Genomic DNA, 19,016 nt, shown 5'->3' with positions numbered 1-19,016 from the left:
AAATGTGTGTCGGGTTACTCCGGTTACGCGCTTGTGATCACAGTCAGTCCGTGCCCGGGAGGCCGGGGACGGCGCCGTCGGGCACCGATCCCTCGACCACCCGCAGATGGGCGGACGGCCATTTCGCCGGAACGGGGCCGAAGGCCTCGCGGGTGTTGTTCACCACGCTGCGGCCCAGCGCCCGGTTGCCGCCCGCGCCGACGACGGCACCGATGCCGGCCGGCAGCAGCTTGCCCAGGAGCAGCGGAGCCTTCTTGATCAGGAAGCGCCGCGAGAACATCTTCATGAGCTGCTTGTTCAGGCCGCCCAGCCCGGGGATCTGGCCCGGGTTCTTCTTCAGGCTGAGCAGCGAGGCGTTCTTCGCGCCGAAGGCCGCGCGCAGCGCACCGAGGCCGGCGTCGCCGAGCACGGCGGTCAGGACGAGCGCCTTCCGCAGCTCCCGGTCCTCCGGGGAGATGCCGTACACCTCGGCCACCGCGAGCGCGTACAGCGCCGACGCCTCCATGAAGACCACGGTCTCGGCGCCGACGGCACCGATCGCGGCGATGGTGCCCACACCCGGAACCGCTGCGGTGGCGCCTGCGGCGCCGCCGGTGCCGGTCACCGTCAGCAGGTAGCGCTTCTCGAGCCTCGCGATGATCTGCGCCGGCGACTCGTCGGGATGGTCGGCGCGCAGGCTCGAGACGTACTTCGCCACGGCCGGCGCCTGCAGCCGGGCCGCGCGGTCGATGACGGCGCCCAGCGCGCCGCCACCGTCGTGCTGGACGGCGGGCAGGTCGGGCTGTTCGGACTGGATGCGGGCGGGCTTGTTCGCCATGGTGACCTCCGTGGAATGCGGACCGATGCAACCTCTCACCCCATCTAACCTCCGCAGGCCGATGGAAAGTTCCCACCCGGGCACGGCGGCCGGTGCGGGCGGCGTACCGTCGGCCACTGTGCCGAACATCGACGAGCAGCCGTACACCTTGGTCATCCCCACGCGCTGGAAGGACAACGACGTATACGGGCACGTCAACAACGTCGTCTACTACAGCTTCTTCGACACGGTGATCAACACCTTCCTCATCCGCGAGGGCGGCCTGGACATCCACAGCGGCGAGACCATCGGCCTGTGTGTGGAATCTCACTGCCGCTACGACGCCCCGCTGGCCTTCCCGGAGCCCGTCACCGCGGGGCTCGCCGTCACGAAGCTCGGCCGGTCCAGCGTCCGGTACGCCGTCACCCTGTTCGGATCCGACGGTGCCGCGGCCGCGGAGGGCTGGTTCGTGCACGTCTTCGTCGACCGTGAGACCCGTCGCCCCGCGCCCGTGCCCGACGGGGTTCGTGCCGCGCTGGAGCGACTTGTCAGTCCCGCGCAGTAGCTTCACCGCATGCCCCGACCCCAACCGACGGCGCACGGCCTGTGGCGTCCCGGTCTCGGTCTTGCGCTGTGGTTCACCGACGAGGTCGGTGAGCCCACCGCCGAACCGGACGTCGCGGGCCTGCCCGTGCCGATCGCGGAGGTCCTGGGCGATCGCCGTCCCCGTCGCTCGGTCTCGCTCGCGGGACCGCACGGCCGGCTCGTCGCGCCCGCACTGACCCTGGGGCCGGAGCGCGCCGCGGCCCTGCTCGACGCCCTCGACCCGTCCGACGGTGCCGGTGACCTGCGGTTCCTCCGGTGGGTCGCGCGGTCGGTCGAGCGTTTCGCGGCGGCCGGAGCCGTGAGCCCGGCACTGCGCCACGACGACGGTGACTGGACCGTGCGCTGGGCGCCGGTGGAATCGGTGCAGTGGCGCACGTGGGTGCAGTCCGCGGCCGCCGCGATGCCGCCGGTGCTGCGCCGCACCGGCGATCTCGCGGCGATCCTCGATATGGCGGCCGAGCTCGCCGACCGGTACGCGCGCCGGCGCCTCGGTGCCGGGCCGTGGACCTGGGTCGCCGCTCCGGCGTTGCGCGCGCTGGTCGACGGTGAGCCCCTCCCGCCGCGGGCCGTCGCCGACGCGGGGGCCGCCGCCGCGTGGACCGAGTGGGCGGGCAGCGTCCGCTCCGCGGAGACCCTCTTGGTGCTCCGCCTGATCGAGCCCGACGGCCGCAGCCCCGGCGAGGATCCACTGCGCCCGTACCCGATGCGGCCCGTTCCCGGCGCCGAGGGCGTCGCGCGGAGGGAGGCCCGCTGGCGGCTCGAGGTCTGTCGGCGCGTCCCCGGCGCCGCCCCCGTGCGCGCCGATCCGGGGCGGATGAGCCCCGTCGACCTGGACGACCTGGCGGGCGAGCTGGCCCGCGCGCTGGCCGTGTATCCACCGCTCAAGCGGGTCGCGCAGGACGAGACATCGCTGGACTTCCTGCTCACGACCGAGGAGGCGGAGTCCCTCTTCCTGGAGGGCGCGCCGGGGCTGACGAAGGCCGGGTACGAGGTCCTGCTGCCCGCGTCGATCGCGACGGTGCGGCCCGCGCTGCGGCTCGTCGGCCGCGAGCAGCCGGGCCGGACGGCGCTCACGGTGCAGGCCGGCCTCGCCGAGATCAAGGACTTCGCCTGGCAACTCGCCGTCGGCGACACCGTGCTGACCGCGAGCGAGCTGGCGACGCTCGCGAACTCCGCGTCGGGGCTGGTGGAGGTGCGCGGCCGGTGGGTGCGCGCGGACCGCCGGACGCTGGCGCAGGCGGCGCGATTCGTCGCTGAGCAGCGTTCCGCCGCGGAGTCCGGGACCGACCTGAGCGACCTGCTCGGCATGATCGCCGATCCCGCCGGGCTGCCGGCCCCGCTCGCCGCCGTCGACGGGCTCGGCTGGCTCGATTCCGTCTACCGCGGCGGCACGATCGCCCCGGCGGAGGTGGGGGCCCCGTCGACGCTGAAGGCGCAGCTGCGCGACTACCAGCTCCGCGGGCTGCAGTGGCTGGTCACGCTGTCGCGGAGCGGCATCGGGGCCGTCCTCGCCGACGACATGGGGCTGGGCAAGACGATCCAGGTGCTCGCGCTGCTCTGCCTCGAGCGCGAGGCGGACGAGCCGGTACGACCGACGCTGCTGGTCTGCCCCATGTCCGTCGTCGGGAACTGGGTGGCGGAGGCGCAGCGCTTCGCTCCCGGCCTGCGGGTGCACGTGCATCACGGCACCGACCGGCCCACGGGCGACGAGTTCGGCCGGATCGCGCGGGGCTCCGACATCATCGTCACCACCTTCGCCCTGGCCGCGCGGGATCGCGAGCTGCTCGCCGGGCACCACTGGGGCCGCGTCGTGGTCGATGAGGCGCAGCACATCAAGAACGTCAACACCGCCGCGGCGAAGGCGGTCCGGTCGATCCCGGCCGCGCACCGGGTGGCGCTCACCGGAACCCCGGTGGAGAACCGCCTCGAGGACCTCCGAGCCGTGATCGACCTGGTCAATCCGGGCCTGCTCGGCTCGGCCCGGACTTTCCGCAACCGCTTCGCGCTGCCCATCGAGCGGGAGCAGGACAAGGCGGCCGTCCGCCGGCTGACCACCCTGACCTCGCCGTTCATCCTGCGGCGCGAGAAGACCGACCCGGCGATCGCCCCGGAGCTGCCCGAGAAGGCGGAGTTCACCGTGCGGGCCTCGCTCACGCCGGAGCAGGCGGGGCTGTACCAGGCCGTGCTGAACCGGCTGGTCCAGGAGCTGCGCGAGTCGCAGGGCATGGGCCGACGGGGCCTGGTGCTCGCCTCCCTGACGAGGCTCAAGCAGATCTGCAACCATCCGGCGCACTACCTCGGCGACGGCTCGCAGCTGCTGCGCCGCGGGCAGCACCGCTCGGGCAAGCTCGAGCTGCTCGCGGACGTCCTGGAGACCGTCGCGGCCGAGGGGGAGCGGGCCCTCGTCTTCACCCAGTACGCCGAGTTCGCGCGGATGCTGCAGCCCTGGCTCACCGGCCTGCTCGGCGCGGAGGTCCCCGTGCTCGACGGTGCCGTGCCCCGCCCCGAGCGGGACGCGATGGTCGCGCGGTTCCAGTCCGGCGACGGGCCGCCGGCTCTCGTCGCGACGGTGCAGTCGGGCGGCACGGGCCTGAACCTGACGGCCGCCAACCACGTGATCCACGTGGACCGCTGGTGGAATCCGGCGGTCGAGAACCAGGCCACCGACCGCGCCTTCCGCATCGGCCAGACCCGCGCCGTCCAGGTGCGCAAGTTCGTCTGCGCTGGCACCCTCGAGGAGCGGATCGACGGGGTGATCGCCGCCAAGCGGGAGTTGTCCGCGATGACGGTGCAGACGGGCGAGGCGTGGCTCACCGAGTTGAACAACGACGAGCTGTACGAGTTGGTGGCCCTGCGCGACGAGGCGGTGGTGTGAGTGGCGCGGAAGACCAGGGACACCTCGCGGACGATGGGCGGCACGTGGTTCACCCGTCGGCTGATCCAGCAGCGCGAGGACGTCACGGAGCGGCGCAAGGTGCAGTACGCGCGCCGTCTGTATCAGGAGCACCAGGTGTACGCGCTGGCCGTCGTGCCGGCCTCCGTCACGGCGACGGTGCAGGGCAGCCAGCTCGATCCGTTCGGCGTGGTGCTCTCGCGCGTGCCCGCCGACCCGGCAGCCGTGGTCTCGCTGCTGATCGGGCAGGGCGCGTCGGCGGAGCTGCTCGGCGTCACCCGCGGCGAGCTGGGCCGCGCACTCGGCGAGCTGGTCCTGCCCGAGACCGCGTCGGACGTGAGCGTCGACTGCGCCTGTCCCGACGACTCCGGTGCGTGCGTGCACGCGCTGGCCGTGACCTACGAGTTCTGCGCCGCGGCCGATGCCGATCCCTCGCTCGTGCTCGACTTCGCCGGCGTGCCCCTCGCGGGCCTGCTCGCGCGGGTGACGTCGGAACGGGAGGGGGCGGCACCGTCGGGCCCCGGGGTCGACGGTGCCGGCGAGGCCGGGGAGGGCGAGAGCTGGGACGCGGGCGCCGCGGCCTTCTACGGCGAGGGGCACGAGCTGCCGCCGCTGCCGGAGCCGTCGCCGATCGACCCGATGACCCTGCTCGACCCCGCGCTCCTGCGCATGGCGTTGCGCCGCACCGGCACCAAAGCCGCCGACGTGGCCGAGGCACAGGACGAGCTGGCGGAGCTGTACGACCGCCTGCGTTCCCCGCAGGGCTGAGTCGCTGCGGTACCGCTACGCGAGAACGCGTACGGCGGACCGCTCGGCGCCCCGGAACTACGCGTCGGCGCGGATGTGACCTGCCCCGTTCGACTGTCACGATCGATGCGTCCGAGTTCGGCTCGACGTCCGGAATCGAGGAGGAGCAATGAGCAGGTCCGTCAGTAGCGCGATATCAAGGGTGAAGAAAGGGTGGTACGCCGACGAGAGTGATTGCACGACCAACTGTTAGGACCCGTGCGTGATCGTCCCGAGCGGCAGCGCCGGGTCGGAGTGTTCGCAGTTGTTCGACATTTGTTCAACATCGCGGGTACTGTTGGCTACATGACCGCGACCATCGGTTTCCGGCCCACCGAGGACGACGAACAGATCATCCGGGCGGCGATGCGTGAGGGCGAGCGCAAGAGCGACGTCATCCGCCGCGCGCTGCGGCTGCTGGAACGCGAGGTCTGGATCGCGCAGGCGCGCGCGGACGCCGAGAGAATCGCGGATGAGGATCTCTCCGACGAGCCGGATGCTTGGTGATTCGCGGGGCGGTCTACAGGGTCGACTTCGGGGACGCGAAACGAGGTCACGAGCAGCGTGGGCGCCGGTACGCCGTGGTGGTGAGCCCGGGATCGATGGCGTGGACCGTGGCGACGGTCGTGCCGACATCGACGGCTGCGCGGCCGGCCGTCTTCCGCCCCGAACGGGAACTCATGGGGGTGAGGACGCGGTTTCTGGTCGACCAGATCCGTACCGTCGATACTGCCTACATCCACGGGGATCCCGTCGGCTACCTCGACGGAGACGAAATGGCTGAGATCGAGAACGCCCTGGTCCGTTACCTCGGTCTGTGACATCGGTTTCACGGTGGTGCGAGGGTGATACCCGCTAGCTTCCGCGTCCGATCAGCCGGTGCGCGGCGTCGACGAGGCTCCGAGCCAGGTCTGCGTCGCCGGTCATCGTCCCCGACGTGAACGCCCCGTTGATCAGCAGGAAGAGCTGCACTGCGGTGGTGCCGGGGTCGTCGGTGCCGGCGCGGGTGCAGAGGTCGGTCAGCCGGCGCCGCAGTTCGTCCTTGTTGGCCTGCGCCGAGCGGTGGCCGGGGTGCGCGGGATCCGGGAACTCGGTGGCGGTGTTCAAGAACGGGCAGCCGCGGAAGTCGGTGTGCCGGATCTGCCGGGCCATCCCGGTGAGCAGCGCGTCGAGCGCGGCGGCGGGATCGTCCGCGTGCTCGTTCACGGTCCCGTCCCACCAGCGCCAGATCAGGCGGTCCCGTTCGGCGAGGTAGGCCTCGATCAGCGCGTCCTTGCTCTCGAACGTCCGATAGAAGGTCGCCTTGGCCACGCCCGATTCCGCGATGATCGTGTCCACGCCGATCGCGCGGATCCCCCGCTGGTAGAAGAGCTGGTTCGCCACGGACAGGATCCGCTCGCGCGCGGTCGGTTCCCCCTTGCGCGGCGCGCCGCGGCGCGGCACGGCGGAACGCGAGGTCGTACCAGGGTCGATCGTCATGCTTGACACGGTACAGACCTGTCTCTATGTTCGGTTAAACAGCAAGACAGGTCTGTATCTTTAGTGTCCGGCGCCGAGCGGCGATCGGGGAGGGAGTGGGCGATGACCGGCGGAGTCACTGAACTGAATGGTCGGCGGGCCCCGGAGCAGGATCGTTCGGCGGATCCGCGCCGGCTTGCGGAGGCGGGCCTCCGGACCGGCGGCCGGGAGTTCCTGGAAGCGATCCGTTGCGGTGAGCTTCCCGTCCCGCCGATCTGCGAGCTGATCGGCATCGGGTTCGGCGAGATCGGCGACGGCCGGGTGGTGATGACCCTCGAGCCGCACGAATCGCAGTACAACCTGATCGGCTCGGTGCACGGCGGCGTCATCTCGACGGTGCTCGATTCGGTGATGGGCTGCGCCGTCCATTCGCTCCTGCCGCTGGGGAGCGGCTACACGACGCTGGAGCTGAAGGTGAACATGCTCCGCGCGGTGCGGGTCGAGACCGGGCCGCTCCGTGCCACCGGTACGGTCCTGCACCTCGGTCGTCGGACCGCGATGGCGGAGGCCGAGCTCGTCGACGCTGACGGGAAGCGGTACGCGCACGCCACCTCGACCTGCCTCATCGTCGCGCATGAGGGGCCCGGGAAGTAGCCGGATCCGGCGTGGGGCACGCGGCGACCTGCGAAACTGATGGATGAGCGAACGGCGGGAGGGCGCGGTGCGACAGGAGGTCCGGTTCTGCGTCTCGTCCGACGGGACGCGGATCGCGTACGCCGTGCACGGCTCCGGTCCGGCGCTGGTGATCTGCACCTGCTGGCTCAGCAACCTCCAGCACGACTGGGACAGCCCGGTGTGGCGGCACTTCCTGGAGGACCTCGGCCGGATCGCCACGGTGATCCGGTTCGACAGCCGTGGGTTCGGCCTCTCCGATCGCGCTGCGACGGACTTCTCGTTGCAGGCGCGGGTGGCGGATCTCGAGGCCGTCGTCACGCACGCGGGCCTGGACTCGTTCGCGCTGCTCGCGCTCGCCCAGGGCGGGCCGGCCGCCGTGGAGTACACGGCTCGGCACCCGGACCGGGTGTCTCGCGTGGCCTTCTTCGGCAGCTCCGCACTGGGCCTGCCCGAGACCGACGACCAGCGCGTCTTCGACGACATGATCCGTGTCGGGTGGGCGCGTAAGGACTCCGTGTTCCGCCGCGTCTTCACGTCGCTGATGATCCCCGGCGCCACCGAGGAGCAGGCCCGCTGGCTGGACGAGCTGCAGCGCGTCGCCGTCGACGCCGACACGCTGGTCGCCTCCCGGGCGGGCCGCCGCGGCGACGACGCCCGGCCACTGCTCGAGCGGATCCTCGTGCCCGCCCTGGTGGTTCACGCCCGCGGCGACCGGATGATGCCCTTCGACGAAGCGGTCGAGCTCGCCTCGGCCTTGCCGCACGGCCGCCTGGTCCCGCTCGAGGGCGACAACCACATCATGCTGCCCGACGATCCGTCGCGCCCCGTCGTCATGGCGGAGCTGGACGCCTTCCTCAGGGAGGACGGCGCCCCGTCGGGCGGGCGCATCGAGGGTGCGCGGGGCGGATCCAGCCCCGACGATGTACTCGGGGTGCTCAGCGAGCGGGAGCGCGAGGTGCTCGGCCTTGCGGCGCGGGGCCTGGAGAACGGCGAGATCGCCGCGGAGCTGTTCCTGAGCGTTCGTACCGTCGAACGGCACCTGCAGAACGCCTACGCCAAGCTCGGTGTCGCGGGCCGGTCGGCGCGTACCGCGGCCGTCGCCCGGATGCTCTCCGACGGGCCGCGCGTCCTGCGTCTGCGTACCGGCGCGTAGCCGAATCCGCACGGCGCACGCGGAATACGCAGCGGCGCCGATGCGCCGGACCCGCCTCCTTCCCGACCATGGAGTGATCCGATCGTGGAAGGAAATCGTATGGAGAACAAGGCAGTCGTCTCGTTGGCCACGGGCCTCGAGGACGCCGAGAAGGTCACCGTCGCGCTGTTGGTCGCGGTGGGTGCCGCGGAAACGGGCCGGCGCACGCTCATGTTCCTGACGAAGGAGGCCGTGCGGCTGGCCACGGAGGGCACCGCGATCGGCGTCGCGTGCGACGGCTGCCCGCCGATTCCCGACCTCGTCGAGCGGTATCGGCGCGCGGGTGGGGAGTTCCTGGTCTGTCCCATCTGCGTCGCGGCCAAGGGCCTCGACGGTGCGCCGCTCATCGACGGTGCGCGCCTCGGCGGCACGGTGCCGATGTGGGAGTGGATCGGCGACGGCGCGACGACCTTCAGTTACTGACGGGAGCACACGGATGAGCAGCAATCGTAGGAGGACGCGTGGACGCGCGGCCCTCGCCGGCGCGGGCACCGTCGTGGGAGTACTGGCAGGAGCCGGACCGGTGTCCGCGGGCACGCCCGTCGTGGCGGGCACGGTAGGCCTGGGCGACGGTGCCCCGATGGCGCTCCGGGCGGCGGCCCCGGCGTATTCGGTACCGGCGGCCTCGGCGGTCGCCCGATCGTCCCGGTACCGGGTGACGTCGACACCGGTCGTTCATCCCCGGCCGACCGGGCTGGTCCAGGCACCGGGACGGCATCGTGCGGGGACGGCGGGCACGGGAGCGCAGCGGCCGATCGTGCCCGAGGCGCAGTGGCGTGCCGTTCCCGTCGAGGCGCCCGAGATCGTGGTGCGAGAGGTGGCGGGCGCCCCGCAGGCGCTGCCGACGGCTGCGCCGATGCTGTTCATGACGTCGAGCGCGGCACCGGTCCTTGCGGGCGGCCACGGGCCCTTCCCCAGCGCGGCGGCGGGAGTGCGCCCGCTGTTCGGGCCGGGCGGGCTCCTCATCGGCGACGGTGTCGAACCCGGCCAGGACGGCGGTCTGCTGATCGGCAACGGCGCCGACGGTGGCGCGGGTCAGAAGGGCGGGCGCGGCGGGCTCCTGTTCGGCGATGGTGGCGCCGGCGGTGGCGGGGCCGCACCCGGCGACGACGGTGCTGCCGGCGGCGACGCGGGTCTCTTCGGCAACGGCGGCGCGGGCGGTCGCGGTCGTGACGCCGACGGCACGACCAACGCGGTCCAGGCCGGAAACGGAGGAGCGGGCGGGCGTGGCGGCTGGCTCTCGGGAGCGGGCGGCAACGGTGGCGATGGCGGGAGGGCCACGAGCCAGGGCGATGCCCGTGGCGGTGACGGTGGCGCGGGTGGCCGCGGCGGCGGGATCTCGGGAGCGGGCGGCTCGGGTGGCAGCGGCGGCCAGGCGAACGCGTCCGGCCAAGCCCACGGCGGCCGGGGAGGCGATGGTGGCGACGGCGGCGTGCGCGGCAACGGGGGTAGTGGCGGTAACGGCGGCTACGGAGGGTCGACCACGTCCGGGCACGGCGGCGACGGCGGGAACGGTGGCGACGGCGGGCCCGGCGGCGTCGGAGGTGCCGGTGGAACGGGCGGCGTGGGCGTAGGTACCAGCGGCGGCGGCACCGACGGCGCCGACGGTGCTCCCGGCAGCAGCGGCATCAATGCGGCGCCGTAGAAGGGAGAACGCCGTGTCGATCAATAAGCGGGCGACGGTGCGGATCGCCGCGGTCGTCGCCGGATTCGCCGGCGGGTTCGTCATCGCCGGTGCGTGGATAGCGGATTCGTCGGCGCAGAGCGGCGGCCCGCACGACCGGGTGGCGGAGGCCGCGGCGACCAGGACGCATTCGCCCCGTCCGACCGCGACACCGGTGCCGTCCGTCGTCCGTGACCACCGCGGGCAGACGGCGGCCCCGCGGCCGCGCACCTCGACGCCACTGCCGACCCCCACCGCGCCGCCCACGGTCCGCGACCATCGATCGTCGCCCCCGCCGAGCCGCTAGTCGGGCAACAGGTCGATCGAGCGCATATCCAGCAGGCCGCAGATCGGCGGGACCTGCGGATTCACGACGTGTGACGCACCCGCGGCGGCCTCGCCCCGGCGCGTGACGCAGAACTTGTCGGTGGGGGTCACTACCCTGGGGGCACGAGTCCTAAGGGGGTGAGAGATGCGGTTCCTGCACACGGCGGACTGGCAGCTGGGGATGACGCGGCACTTCCTCGACGCCGATGCACAGGCCCGGTTCACCGATGCCCGGCTGGACGCGATCTCCCGGCTCGGCGCCGTCGCAGCGGAGCAGGAGGCGGAGTTCGTCGTCGTCTGCGGAGACGTCTTCGAGGACAACCGGCTGGCACCCGCAGTGGTCGCTCGGAGCCTGGACCGGATCGCCGCGATCGATCGCCCCGTGTACCTGGTGCCCGGCAACCACGACCCGCTCGACGCGGCCTCGATCTACAGCTCCGAGGTCTTCGTGCGGCACCGCCCGCCCAATGTGGTGGTGCTCGATACGCCGGGCGTGCACGAGGTGCGCCCGGGGGTGGAGCTGCTGGCCGCGCCGTGGTTCTCGAAGCACCCCACGGGGGATCCGCTCACGGAGGCGGTTGCCGCGGCCGCGCCGCCCGGCGAGGCCGTGATCCGGATCGCCGTCGGGCACGGCGGCACCCTGCCGGTCGGTGCGCAGGACCAACGCCTGATCGACGTCGCCGCGCTCTCGGCGCGGATCGCCGCGGGGGAGTTGCGGTACGTCGCCCTCGGGGACAGGCACTCGGTCACCGAGGTCGCACCGGGCATCTGGTACTCGGGCGCCCCCGAGGTCACCAACTTCGACCACAAGGAGACGGGCTCCGGCTCCGTCCTCGTCGTCGACGTACCCGACCAGGGCTCGGCCCGCGTGACGCCCGTGCGGGTCGGCACCTGGCGGTTCGCCTCCCGCGAGTTCCCGCTCACCGCCGAGCGGGATGTCGACGCCGCGGTCGGCGCGCTCTCCGCCCTCCCGGACAAGGACCGCACGGTGGTCAAGGTGGGGTTCACCGGCACCGTCGGGCTCGGGGCGAAGGCCCGCCTGGACGCGGAGATCGAGGCGCTGCGCGCGCGGTTCGCCGCCGTCGAGCTGTGGGAGCGCAAGACGGATCTCGCGGTGCTGCCGGGGGAGGACGAGCTCGCCTCGCTGGAGCTGACCGGCCCGGCGGCCGATGCCGCGGAGGAGCTGCTGGGCCTCGCGCGCAGCGGCGGGGAGCGGGCGGCCGACGCCTCCGGTGCGCTCGCGCTGCTCTACCGCCTCACCCGCCAGGAGGTGGGGGCATGAGGCTGCACCGTTTGGCGGTCAAGGACTTCCGTGGCGTCGAAGCGCGGGAGCTGGCCTTCGCCGATACGGGGGTCACCCTGCTGCACGGCCCGAATGAGGCAGGCAAGTCGTCGATGGTCGAGGCGCTCCAGCTCCTGCTGGAGGTCAAGGCCACCTCGAAGTCGCAGCGGGTCGAGGCCGTCTGCCCCGCCCACCGGGACGCCGGCCCTTCGGTGGAGGCCGAGCTCACCGTCGGGCCGTACCGCTTCGTCTACGCCAAGCAGTACCACCGCCGGCCCGGGACCGTCCTGACGGTGCTCGAACCCACGCCGCTGCAGCTCACCGGCGGCAGCGCCGAGTCGTGGGTGGCCGAGCAGATGCGCACCCACGTCGACGGTGACCTGTTGGCCGCGCTCACGGTGTTGCAGGGTCCCGGACCGGGGCAGCCCTCGCTGCGCGACAGCGCCGCCTTCGCGAAGGCCCTCGATGCGGCGTCGGGCGGCGCAGGGGAGGACGAGCCCGGCGCGGAGCGTCTCGCCGAGGCCGTCGCCGCCGAGCGGGCCCGGTACTTCACGCCCACGGGCCGTCCTACGAACGAGCTCGCCGCCGCGCGCGCCCGCGAGGCCGCGGCCCGCGCAGCACTCGAGGCGGCGGAGGCGGCGCTGCGTGAGGTCGACCAGGTGACCGACCAGCACGCCCTCGCCTCTGCCCGTCTGGCCACCCTGGTGGAACGACGGTGCGCGGCGGTCGCGGCGTTCGACACCCTCGGTGCGGACCAGGAGCGGATCTCCGCTCTGCAGGCGCGGCTCGCCCAGTCCCGCGCGGCGCTCGAATCCGCTACATTGCGTGAGCAGCACGCGGGGGAGGCGGCCAATCGCCGTCGTCGTCTCGTCGAACAGCAGGCGCTCGCCGCCGAGCGCACGGCACAGGTCCGCGTGCAGCGGGACCGGGCCCTCGCCGACCGTGAGGTCCTCGCCGCCGAGGCGTCCTGGCTGGAGACCACGGTGCACGAACTGTCCGCGGTCGCCGCCGACCGGCGGGAGCGGAAGTCGCAGGCCCAGTACGCCGTCGACTACGCCCGCGAGTCGATGGGGCATCAGCGGCTGGTGCGGCGGATCGAACAGGCGCAGATCCTCGGCAAGGATGTGGAGGACGCGCGGAACCGGTTGGCCGCGAATCCGATCGACCGCCGCGCCCTGCAGACCATCGCGGTCGCCGAGCAACGGTACGAGAAGGCGCAGGCGCGCTTCTCCGCGCTTGCCGCCACGCTCAAGCTCGAGCGGCTCGGCTTCTCCGATGTGCTCGTGGACGGCAGCAACATCGGTGAGGAGCCGGTGGAGGTCGTCGCCGGCAACGGCATGGTCATCGAGGTGCCGGGCGCGGTGCGCATCGAGGTGATGCAGCGCGGCGAGAGCGCCGATGCGGCCGCGGAGGTGAGGGCCGCGCACACCGCTCTGCTCAGCGCCTGCCGGGACGCCGGCGCGGCGGACGTGGCGGAGGCACGCGAACTGCACGAGCAGCGCGAGGCGATCGAGATCGAGATGCAGGAGGCGCGGATCGCGCTGGCGCACGCGCTGGGCGAGCACACCCTCGCGGAGTTGCAGGAGCTGGCGGAGGAGTCCGCGGAGCGGATCCTCGCGCTCGAGGCCGCTGTCGATCCGGAACTGCTCGCGGTCGATCCGGAGCGGGCGAAAGCCAACCTGATGGAGGCCACGGCGGCGGAGGTCTTCTCCCGCGGGGAGGAGAAGCGCACCCGCGAGCAGCTGAGGAGCAAGCACCAGGAACTGCACCGGGCGAGCACGGAGGCCCAGGTCGCGGCAGACCGGTTGCAGCACTTCGACAACCGTGCCTCCGAGCTCGCGACGGAGCTGGAGCGTGCTCGCGCGGAGTCCGAGGACGACGCGCTGAACGCGGCCGCCGACGCCGCCGCCGCGGCGCGCGAGAAGGCTGCAGCCGAGCTCGCGGAGGTCGAGCGTGCCGCTCGCGAGGCGGACGTGGCGGGCTTCGCCGCCCGGTTCGCCGCGGCCCGCGTCCAGGCGGAGCGTGCGCGCGCCGCGGAGGCCGCGGCGCGGGAGGACCTCGCGGGCCTGGCGGGGCAACTGCAGTTGTTCCAGGCCGACGGTCGCCGTGACCGGCTGGACGCTGCGGAGGCCGAGCACGTGCACGCCGAGCGGGCGCTCGTCTCGGTGGAGGAACGGGCCCGCGCGGCGGCGCTCCTGCACGAAACGCTCACCGCGCACCGGGACGCCCGCCGTGCCCGGGTGCAGGCGCCGTATCAGCGCGCGCTGGAGGAGCTGGGCCGCACCGTCTTCGGCGATCCGCTCACCATCACCGTCGGTGACGACCTGACGATCGCCTCCCGCACCGTCGACGGGGTTACGGTGCTCTTCGAGTCCCTCTCCGGCGGTGCGCAGGAGCAGCTGGGCGTGCTCAGCAGGCTCGCCTGCGCCCGCCTGGTCGACGGTGCCGACGGCGCCCCCGTCATCTTCGACGACGCCCTCGGCCACAGCGACCCCACCCGCCTCGACGCGATGGCCGACGCCCTGGTCGAGGCCGGCCGCACCGCCCAGGTGATCGTCTTCAGCTGCGTCCCCGGCCGCTTCGACGCCCTCCGCGGCCGCGACGGCGTCACCGAGGTCGCCCTCGGCTAGACCTGCTCGCGGAGCTTGAACTTGAGCACCTTGCCTGCGGGATTGCGGGGCAGCGCGTCCACGACGTGCAGCGCCAGCGGCAGCTTGTACGGCGCGAGGGAGTCCTTCGCGAACTCGCGGACCTCCTCGAGCGTCAGCGTGGCCCCGGGCTTGAGCGCCACGATCGCGGTCACGGCCTCGCCCCACTTCTCGTGGGGCGTACCGATGATCGCGACCTCCGCGATCGACGGGTGCCGGTAGAGCACGGACTCGACCTCGGCCGGGTAGACGTTCTCCCCGCCCGAGATCACCATGTCCTTGACCCGGTCGACCACGGTCACGTAGCCGTCCTCGTCCTGCTCGCCGATGTCACCCGTGTGGAACCAGCCGTCGGAGTCGATCGCGGCGCTGGTCGCCGCCGGATTCTGCCAGTAGCCGGGCGTCACCTGCGGCCCGCGCACGCAGACCTCGCCGCGCTCCCCGGCCGGGACGGGTGCACCGTCGGGCCCGAGCAACGCGACCTCGGAGAGCGGAAGGAGGCGGTGGCCGGCGGCGCCGATCTTGCGGGCGGTGTCGTAGACGTCCATCACCAGCGCGAGCGGGGCGGTCTCGGTGAGGCCGTAGCCCTGGCAGAAGGGGATGTTCCGGCCGTTGTACAGGGCGATGAGCGGCTCCGGAACGGGTGCGCCGCCGCAGGTGAACTGGCGGACGCTGGACAGGTCGGCGGTCTCGAAGGCCGGGACCTGGCTCATGAACAGGAACATCGCCGGAACGCCGAACATCGTGGTCACCCGGTGCTTCTCGATCAGCTGCAGTGCCGCGGTCGGATCGAAGGCGGGCAGGATCACCAGTTGCCCGCCCTTCTGCAGCGTGATCAGCGTGGTCACGTTGAGGCCGCCGATGTGGAAGAGCGGCGCCGCGACGAGGCTGATGTCCGTGGAGACGGTGTCCAGGCTCAGCAGCGCGTTCATGTTGTTCCAGAACAGGTTTCCGTGCGTGAGCATGGCGCCCTTGGGGCGCCCGGTGGTGCCCGAGGTGTACATCACGAGCGCGAGGTCGTCCTCCGCCGGTGACTGCGGTTCCGCGATCGGGGCCCGGGCGGCCAGCAGGTCGTCGAGCCGCTCCCAGCCGTCGACCGCGTCGAGCGCGATCGCGCGGGACAGGCCCGACGAGGCCCGCACCGGCTCGACCACGGCGGCGCGATCGGCGTCGGCGACGAGGGTGTGCACCCCCGCGTCGGTGAGGATGTACTCCAGTTCCGCCGAGATCAGACGGAAGTTCAGCGGCACGAAGACGGCGCCCGCCCGGGAGGCGGCGAACAGCGTCGTGAGGAAGTCGGGGTGGTTGAAGCCGGCGTAGCCCACGCGGTCCCCGGTCCCCACGCCCCCGGCCACCAGTTCTGCGGCCAGCCGGTCGACCCGGTCCGCGAACTCCCGGTAGCTCCAGGTGGTGTCGCCGTAGGTGATCGCGGGACGATCGCCGCTGACGGCCGCGCGGCGCGCGATCCAGGATCCGAGGTCGACGGCGGGGCGAGCGGGCATGGTGACTCCTTAGCGGGCGCGGTGCGAGCGGTGTGTGCGTGCATCCTCACCAGTGGCGGGGTGGCGGCGGGGACGATTCGCCGGATTCTCAGGTCCGACGGTGCCGGTGCCCGAGGAGGCGCGGGCCCGGCACCGTCAGGCTCCCGCGCCCTCGGAACGGCTCTTGAGCGCCGCGAGGCCCTTCTCGAAGTCCTTCCCGGCCAGCCTGTCCATCGGGATGAGCTTCCCGATCAGCGAGAACAGGCCGGTCGTCTCGCCGGTCATGGTCCAGGTGACCCGCACCCCGTCGCCCGACGGAGCGATGTCGAAACGCACGTGGTTGTGCGCGGCCATCGGCTTGAGGAATTCCAGGTCCACGTCCACCGAGCTGCCCGGGGTCGCGTCGGAGATCGTCATCCGGCCGGCCCCGGCCTTGCGGTTGCCCTTCCACGCGTAGCTCGCGCCCGGTCCGCTCGACGGCCCGCTGTACTCCCGGTGCAGGTGCGGATCGAGGCCCTCCCACGGCGACCAGTGGCGCCACTCGTGGAAGTCGGCGATGAGGCCGTAGACGGTGTCGGCGGACGCCGCGATCTCGGTGGAGCGGGCGACGGTGAAGGCGGTCATGCGCGCAAGAGTACGGCGCAGGCGCGGCCGCGGCGCGGCAAGCGCGGACGGGCGTCGGACGCACGGCGTGTCACGGCCGTCACTGCACGGTCCGGCGCCGCTTCGCGTCATTACACTCGCGAGCATGACTGCCGCACCCGATACGACATCCGGCCTGCCCGCGTCGGGCCTGACCACCGCGGAGGTCGCGGAGCGGGTCCGGGACGGCCGGGTCAACGTCTTGCCGGACCGGTCCGGGCGCAGCGCGTGGGACATCGTCCGCGCCAACGTCTTCACCCGGATCAACGCGATGCTGGGTGTGCTCTTCCTGCTGGTGCTGTTCACCGGTTCCCTGATCAACGGCCTGTTCGGCCTTCTCATCGTGTTCAACTCGGGCATCGGCATCGTCCAGGAGCTGCGGGCGAAGAAGACGCTGGACTCGCTTGCGATCGTGGGGCAGGCCCGCCCGGTCGTGCGGCGCGACGGTGCCGCGACGGAGGTCGCGCAGTCGGAGGTCGTCCTCGACGACGTGATCGAGATCGGCCCGGGTGACCAGATCGTCGTCGACGGCGAGACCATCGAGTTCGAGGCGCTCGAGGTGGACGAGTCGCTGCTCACGGGCGAGGCCGACCCCGTCGACAAGCAACTGGGCGATCAGATCTTCTCCGGCAGCTTCGTGGTCTCGGGGTCGGGCGCGTACCGGGCGACGAAGGTCGGTGCCGACGCCTATGCGGCCCAGCTCGCCGACGAGGCGAGCAAGTTCACCCTCGTCGACTCCGAGCTGCGCTCCGGCATCAACCGGATCCTGCAGGTGATCACCTGGCTGCTGATCCCCGCAGGCATCCTCACCGTGTTCAACCAGCTGGTGATTTCGAAACAGGCTCTGAACCAGGCGATCCTGGGCATGGTCGCGGCGCTCGTCCCGATGGTCCCCGAGGGCCTGGTGCTCATGACCTCGATCGCGTTCGCCGTCGGTGTCGTGCGCCTCGGCAAGCGCAAGTGCCTGGTGCAGGAGCTGCCCGCGATCGAGGGCCTGGCGCGGGTGAACGTCGTCTGCGCCGACAAGACCGGCACGCTCACCGAGAACGGCATGCGCCTGTCCGAACTCGACGTGCTCGACGGTGACCGCGCCGAGATCGAGCGCGCCCTGGCCGCGGTCGCCGCCCTCGACCCGCGCCCCAACGCGAGCGTGCAGGCCATCGCCGAGGCCTATCCCGACGCGCCCTCCTGGCGCGCGGCCGCGGTCGCGCCGTTCAGCTCGGCCAAGAAGTGGTCCGGGGTGTCCCTCGCGGACGGAAGTGCGCCGCAGGGCAACTGGATCCTCGGCGCCGCCGACGTCCTCCTCGATCCCGAGTCCGACGGTGCCCGGCGCGCGACCGAGCTGGGCTCGACGGGGCTGCGGGTGCTGCTGGTGGCGTCGACCGACGTGCCGGTCGACACCGAGGTCGACGGGCTCGCCGCGCCCGGGAACCTGGTGCCGCGCGCGCTGATCGCGCTCGAGCAGCGCGTGCGGCCCGATGCGCAGGGCACGATCGACTACTTCGACTCGCAGGGCGTCGCCGTGAAGGTGATCTCCGGCGACAACGCGGTCTCGGTGGGCGCCGTGGCGCACTCCCTGGGACTGGGCTCGCCGGATTCGTCGGTCGACGCCCGGAAGCTGCCGTCGGACAACGACGAACTGGCCGAGGTGGTCGCCGACAACGTGACCTTCGGGCGGGTCCGGCCCGACCAGAAGCGGGCGATGGTCAAGGCGCTGCAGTCCCGCGGTGACACCGTCGCGATGACCGGCGACGGCGTGAACGATGTGCTCGCGCTGAAGGACTCGGACATCGGTGTGGCGATGGGCTCCGGCAGCTCCGCGGCGCGGTCCGTCGCGCAGATCGTGCTGCTGGACAACAAGTTCGCCACCCTGCCGTACGTGGTCGGGGAGGGCCGGCGGGTGATCGGCAACATCGAGCGCGTCGCGAACCTGTTCCTCACCAAGACCGTGTACGCGGTGCTGCTGGCGTGGCTCGTGGGCCTGGCCGGCCTGGGCGCCAAGATCTTCGGCTTCGCGCCGATCTCCTACCCGTTCCAGCCGATCCACGTGACGATCGCCGCCTGGTTCACCATCGGTGTCCCCGCCTTCGTGATGTCCTTGGCTCCCAACAACGAACGCGCCAAGACCGGGTTCGTCGCGCGCGTCCTGCGGTTGGCGGCACCGTCGGGCATCGCAGTGGGCCTGGCCACCTTCCTGTGCTACCTCGTGGTGAATCCGGGCGGATCCGGCGCGTCGCTCGGCGGGCAGGCGGCGACGCTCAGCCCGGAGCAGATCCGGGCGTCGACGGCGGCGCTGATCACCCTGCTCGTCGGGTCGCTGTGGGTGCTGGGGATCGTGGCACGGCCGTACACCCGGTGGAAGGTGTTGCTGGTCGGGGTCTCGGTGGCCTTCTACGTGGTGCTGTTCTCGATCCCGATGGCGCAGGAGAAGTTCTTCCTGGACATCAGCGACCCCGCGATGGTGGGCATCGGCTTCGCCTTCGGCGCCCTCGCGATCCTGCTGGCGGAGCTGTTCCGCCGCCTCGCGCCGTCGGTGTTCGCGAGGTTCGAGCGCAGCGGCCGCTGAC

General features: G+C 72.3%; 17 protein-coding genes and 1 pseudogene. 13 read left to right on the top strand and 5 right to left on the bottom strand.

The features are described from left to right. Positions 1-43: 43 nt before the first annotated feature. Positions 44-817 carry a hypothetical protein gene (locus AC21LY_RS18770; protein WP_489048079.1) on the bottom strand — a complete coding sequence of 258 codons (774 nt, stop codon included), beginning with the start codon at positions 815-817 and terminating at the stop codon, positions 44-46. Positions 818-878: 61 nt separating this feature from the next. Here AC21LY_RS18770 and AC21LY_RS18765 point away from each other — a divergent pair, with 61 nt between their 5' ends. From AC21LY_RS18765 to AC21LY_RS18745, 5 genes are all read left to right on the top strand, one after another. Further along, the gene (locus tag AC21LY_RS18765; RefSeq protein WP_489048078.1) at positions 879-1,361 is read left to right on the top strand and encodes an acyl-CoA thioesterase; all 483 of its coding nucleotides are present in this window, start codon (positions 879-881) and stop codon (positions 1,359-1,361) included. A 9-nt stretch (positions 1,362-1,370) separates the two neighbouring features. Beyond that, positions 1,371-4,277: an SNF2-related protein gene (locus tag AC21LY_RS18760; RefSeq protein WP_489048077.1), complete on the top strand. Its 2,907-nt coding sequence runs from the start codon at positions 1,371-1,373 to the stop codon at positions 4,275-4,277. Then, on the top strand, positions 4,278-5,063 hold the full coding sequence (locus tag AC21LY_RS18755) for a hypothetical protein (RefSeq protein WP_489048076.1): 786 nt from the start codon (positions 4,278-4,280) through the stop codon (positions 5,061-5,063). It abuts the gene before it with no gap. A gap of 324 nt (positions 5,064-5,387) precedes the next feature. Then, complete coding sequence (locus AC21LY_RS18750) at positions 5,388-5,588, top strand: hypothetical protein (RefSeq protein ID WP_489048075.1); 201 nt, start codon at positions 5,388-5,390, stop codon at positions 5,586-5,588. Beyond that, entirely contained in the window at positions 5,582-5,902 is a 321-nt protein-coding gene (locus AC21LY_RS18745) for a type II toxin-antitoxin system PemK/MazF family toxin (RefSeq protein WP_489048074.1), read from the top strand. The genes AC21LY_RS18750 and AC21LY_RS18745 overlap by 7 nt, the downstream gene beginning before the upstream one ends. Positions 5,903-5,936: 34 nt before the next feature. Here AC21LY_RS18745 and AC21LY_RS18740 read toward each other — a convergent pair whose 3' ends face one another. Then, the gene (locus AC21LY_RS18740) at positions 5,937-6,560 is read right to left on the bottom strand and encodes a TetR/AcrR family transcriptional regulator (protein ID WP_489048073.1); all 624 of its coding nucleotides are present in this window, start codon (positions 6,558-6,560) and stop codon (positions 5,937-5,939) included. Between the two features lie 102 nt (positions 6,561-6,662). Between AC21LY_RS18740 and AC21LY_RS18735 the strand changes: the two genes are divergently transcribed. From AC21LY_RS18735 to AC21LY_RS18715, 5 genes and pseudogenes are all read left to right on the top strand, one after another. Beyond that, positions 6,663-7,193, top strand: a complete 531-nt coding sequence (locus tag AC21LY_RS18735; protein WP_489048072.1) for a PaaI family thioesterase — start codon at positions 6,663-6,665, stop codon at positions 7,191-7,193. Positions 7,194-7,236: 43 nt separating this feature from the next. Beyond that, positions 7,237-8,367, top strand: coding sequence for an alpha/beta fold hydrolase (locus AC21LY_RS18730; protein ID WP_489048071.1), 1,131 nt, complete (start codon positions 7,237-7,239; stop codon positions 8,365-8,367). Positions 8,368-8,466: 99 nt separating this feature from the next. Continuing rightward, the gene (locus tag AC21LY_RS18725) at positions 8,467-8,829 is read left to right on the top strand and encodes a DsrE family protein (protein WP_489048070.1); all 363 of its coding nucleotides are present in this window, start codon (positions 8,467-8,469) and stop codon (positions 8,827-8,829) included. Between the two features lie 571 nt (positions 8,830-9,400). Beyond that, a pseudogene (locus AC21LY_RS18720) lies at positions 9,401-9,778 on the top strand (PGRS repeat-containing protein); the annotation flags it as partial. Positions 9,779-10,064: 286 nt separating this feature from the next. Then, positions 10,065-10,376, top strand: a complete 312-nt coding sequence (locus AC21LY_RS18715; protein WP_489048069.1) for a hypothetical protein — start codon at positions 10,065-10,067, stop codon at positions 10,374-10,376. Here the strand turns inward: AC21LY_RS18715 and AC21LY_RS18710 are convergent. Next, on the bottom strand, positions 10,373-10,507 hold the full coding sequence (locus tag AC21LY_RS18710) for a hypothetical protein (RefSeq protein ID WP_489048068.1): 135 nt from the start codon (positions 10,505-10,507) through the stop codon (positions 10,373-10,375). The genes AC21LY_RS18715 and AC21LY_RS18710 overlap by 4 nt on opposite strands. A gap of 34 nt (positions 10,508-10,541) precedes the next feature. Here AC21LY_RS18710 and AC21LY_RS18705 point away from each other — a divergent pair, with 34 nt between their 5' ends. After that, on the top strand, positions 10,542-11,678 hold the full coding sequence (locus AC21LY_RS18705; protein ID WP_489048067.1) for a metallophosphoesterase family protein: 1,137 nt from the start codon (positions 10,542-10,544) through the stop codon (positions 11,676-11,678). Then, a complete protein-coding gene (locus tag AC21LY_RS18700; RefSeq protein WP_489048066.1) occupies positions 11,675-14,308 on the top strand; it encodes an AAA family ATPase in 2,634 nt (877 codons plus the stop codon). The genes AC21LY_RS18705 and AC21LY_RS18700 overlap by 4 nt, the downstream gene beginning before the upstream one ends. On the opposite strand, the gene AC21LY_RS18695 is transcribed toward AC21LY_RS18700, so the two are convergent. Together AC21LY_RS18695 and AC21LY_RS18690 are read right to left on the bottom strand one after the other, a co-directional pair. Then, positions 14,305-15,828: an acyl-CoA synthetase gene (locus AC21LY_RS18695; RefSeq protein WP_489048065.1), complete on the bottom strand. Its 1,524-nt coding sequence runs from the start codon at positions 15,826-15,828 to the stop codon at positions 14,305-14,307. The two genes, AC21LY_RS18700 and AC21LY_RS18695, sit on opposite strands and share 4 nt — an antisense overlap. A 135-nt stretch (positions 15,829-15,963) precedes the next feature. After that, positions 15,964-16,431, bottom strand: coding sequence for an SRPBCC family protein (locus AC21LY_RS18690; protein WP_489048064.1), 468 nt, complete (start codon positions 16,429-16,431; stop codon positions 15,964-15,966). 124 nt (positions 16,432-16,555) lie between these two features. On the opposite strand from AC21LY_RS18690, the gene AC21LY_RS18685 reads away from it, so the two are divergent. Continuing rightward, positions 16,556-19,015, top strand: a complete 2,460-nt coding sequence (locus tag AC21LY_RS18685; RefSeq protein WP_489048063.1) for an HAD-IC family P-type ATPase — start codon at positions 16,556-16,558, stop codon at positions 19,013-19,015. Position 19,016: the final 1 nt, after the last annotated feature.

It is taken from the genome of Tsukamurella sp. II2bb, assembly GCF_057815145.1.
Note: the sequence above shows the minus strand (reverse complement) of the source record. Positions and strands in the feature narration are given on the sequence as shown.

Coding starts and splice junctions, on each gene's coding strand:
- AC21LY_RS18770 (WP_489048079.1), bottom strand. CDS start 817: ATGGCGAACAAGCCCGCCCGCATCCAGTCCGAACAGCCCGACCTGCCC.
- AC21LY_RS18765 (WP_489048078.1), top strand. CDS start 879: ATGGAAAGTTCCCACCCGGGCACGGCGGCCGGTGCGGGCGGCGTACCG.
- AC21LY_RS18760 (WP_489048077.1), top strand. CDS start 1,371: ATGCCCCGACCCCAACCGACGGCGCACGGCCTGTGGCGTCCCGGTCTC.
- AC21LY_RS18750 (WP_489048075.1), top strand. CDS start 5,388: ATGACCGCGACCATCGGTTTCCGGCCCACCGAGGACGACGAACAGATC.
- AC21LY_RS18740 (WP_489048073.1), bottom strand. CDS start 6,560: ATGACGATCGACCCTGGTACGACCTCGCGTTCCGCCGTGCCGCGCCGC.
- AC21LY_RS18735 (WP_489048072.1), top strand. CDS start 6,663: ATGACCGGCGGAGTCACTGAACTGAATGGTCGGCGGGCCCCGGAGCAG.
- AC21LY_RS18730 (WP_489048071.1), top strand. CDS start 7,237: ATGAGCGAACGGCGGGAGGGCGCGGTGCGACAGGAGGTCCGGTTCTGC.
- AC21LY_RS18725 (WP_489048070.1), top strand. CDS start 8,467: ATGGAGAACAAGGCAGTCGTCTCGTTGGCCACGGGCCTCGAGGACGCC.
- AC21LY_RS18705 (WP_489048067.1), top strand. CDS start 10,542: ATGCGGTTCCTGCACACGGCGGACTGGCAGCTGGGGATGACGCGGCAC.
- AC21LY_RS18700 (WP_489048066.1), top strand. CDS start 11,675: ATGAGGCTGCACCGTTTGGCGGTCAAGGACTTCCGTGGCGTCGAAGCG.
- AC21LY_RS18695 (WP_489048065.1), bottom strand. CDS start 15,828: ATGCCCGCTCGCCCCGCCGTCGACCTCGGATCCTGGATCGCGCGCCGC.
- AC21LY_RS18690 (WP_489048064.1), bottom strand. CDS start 16,431: ATGACCGCCTTCACCGTCGCCCGCTCCACCGAGATCGCGGCGTCCGCC.
- AC21LY_RS18685 (WP_489048063.1), top strand. CDS start 16,556: ATGACTGCCGCACCCGATACGACATCCGGCCTGCCCGCGTCGGGCCTG.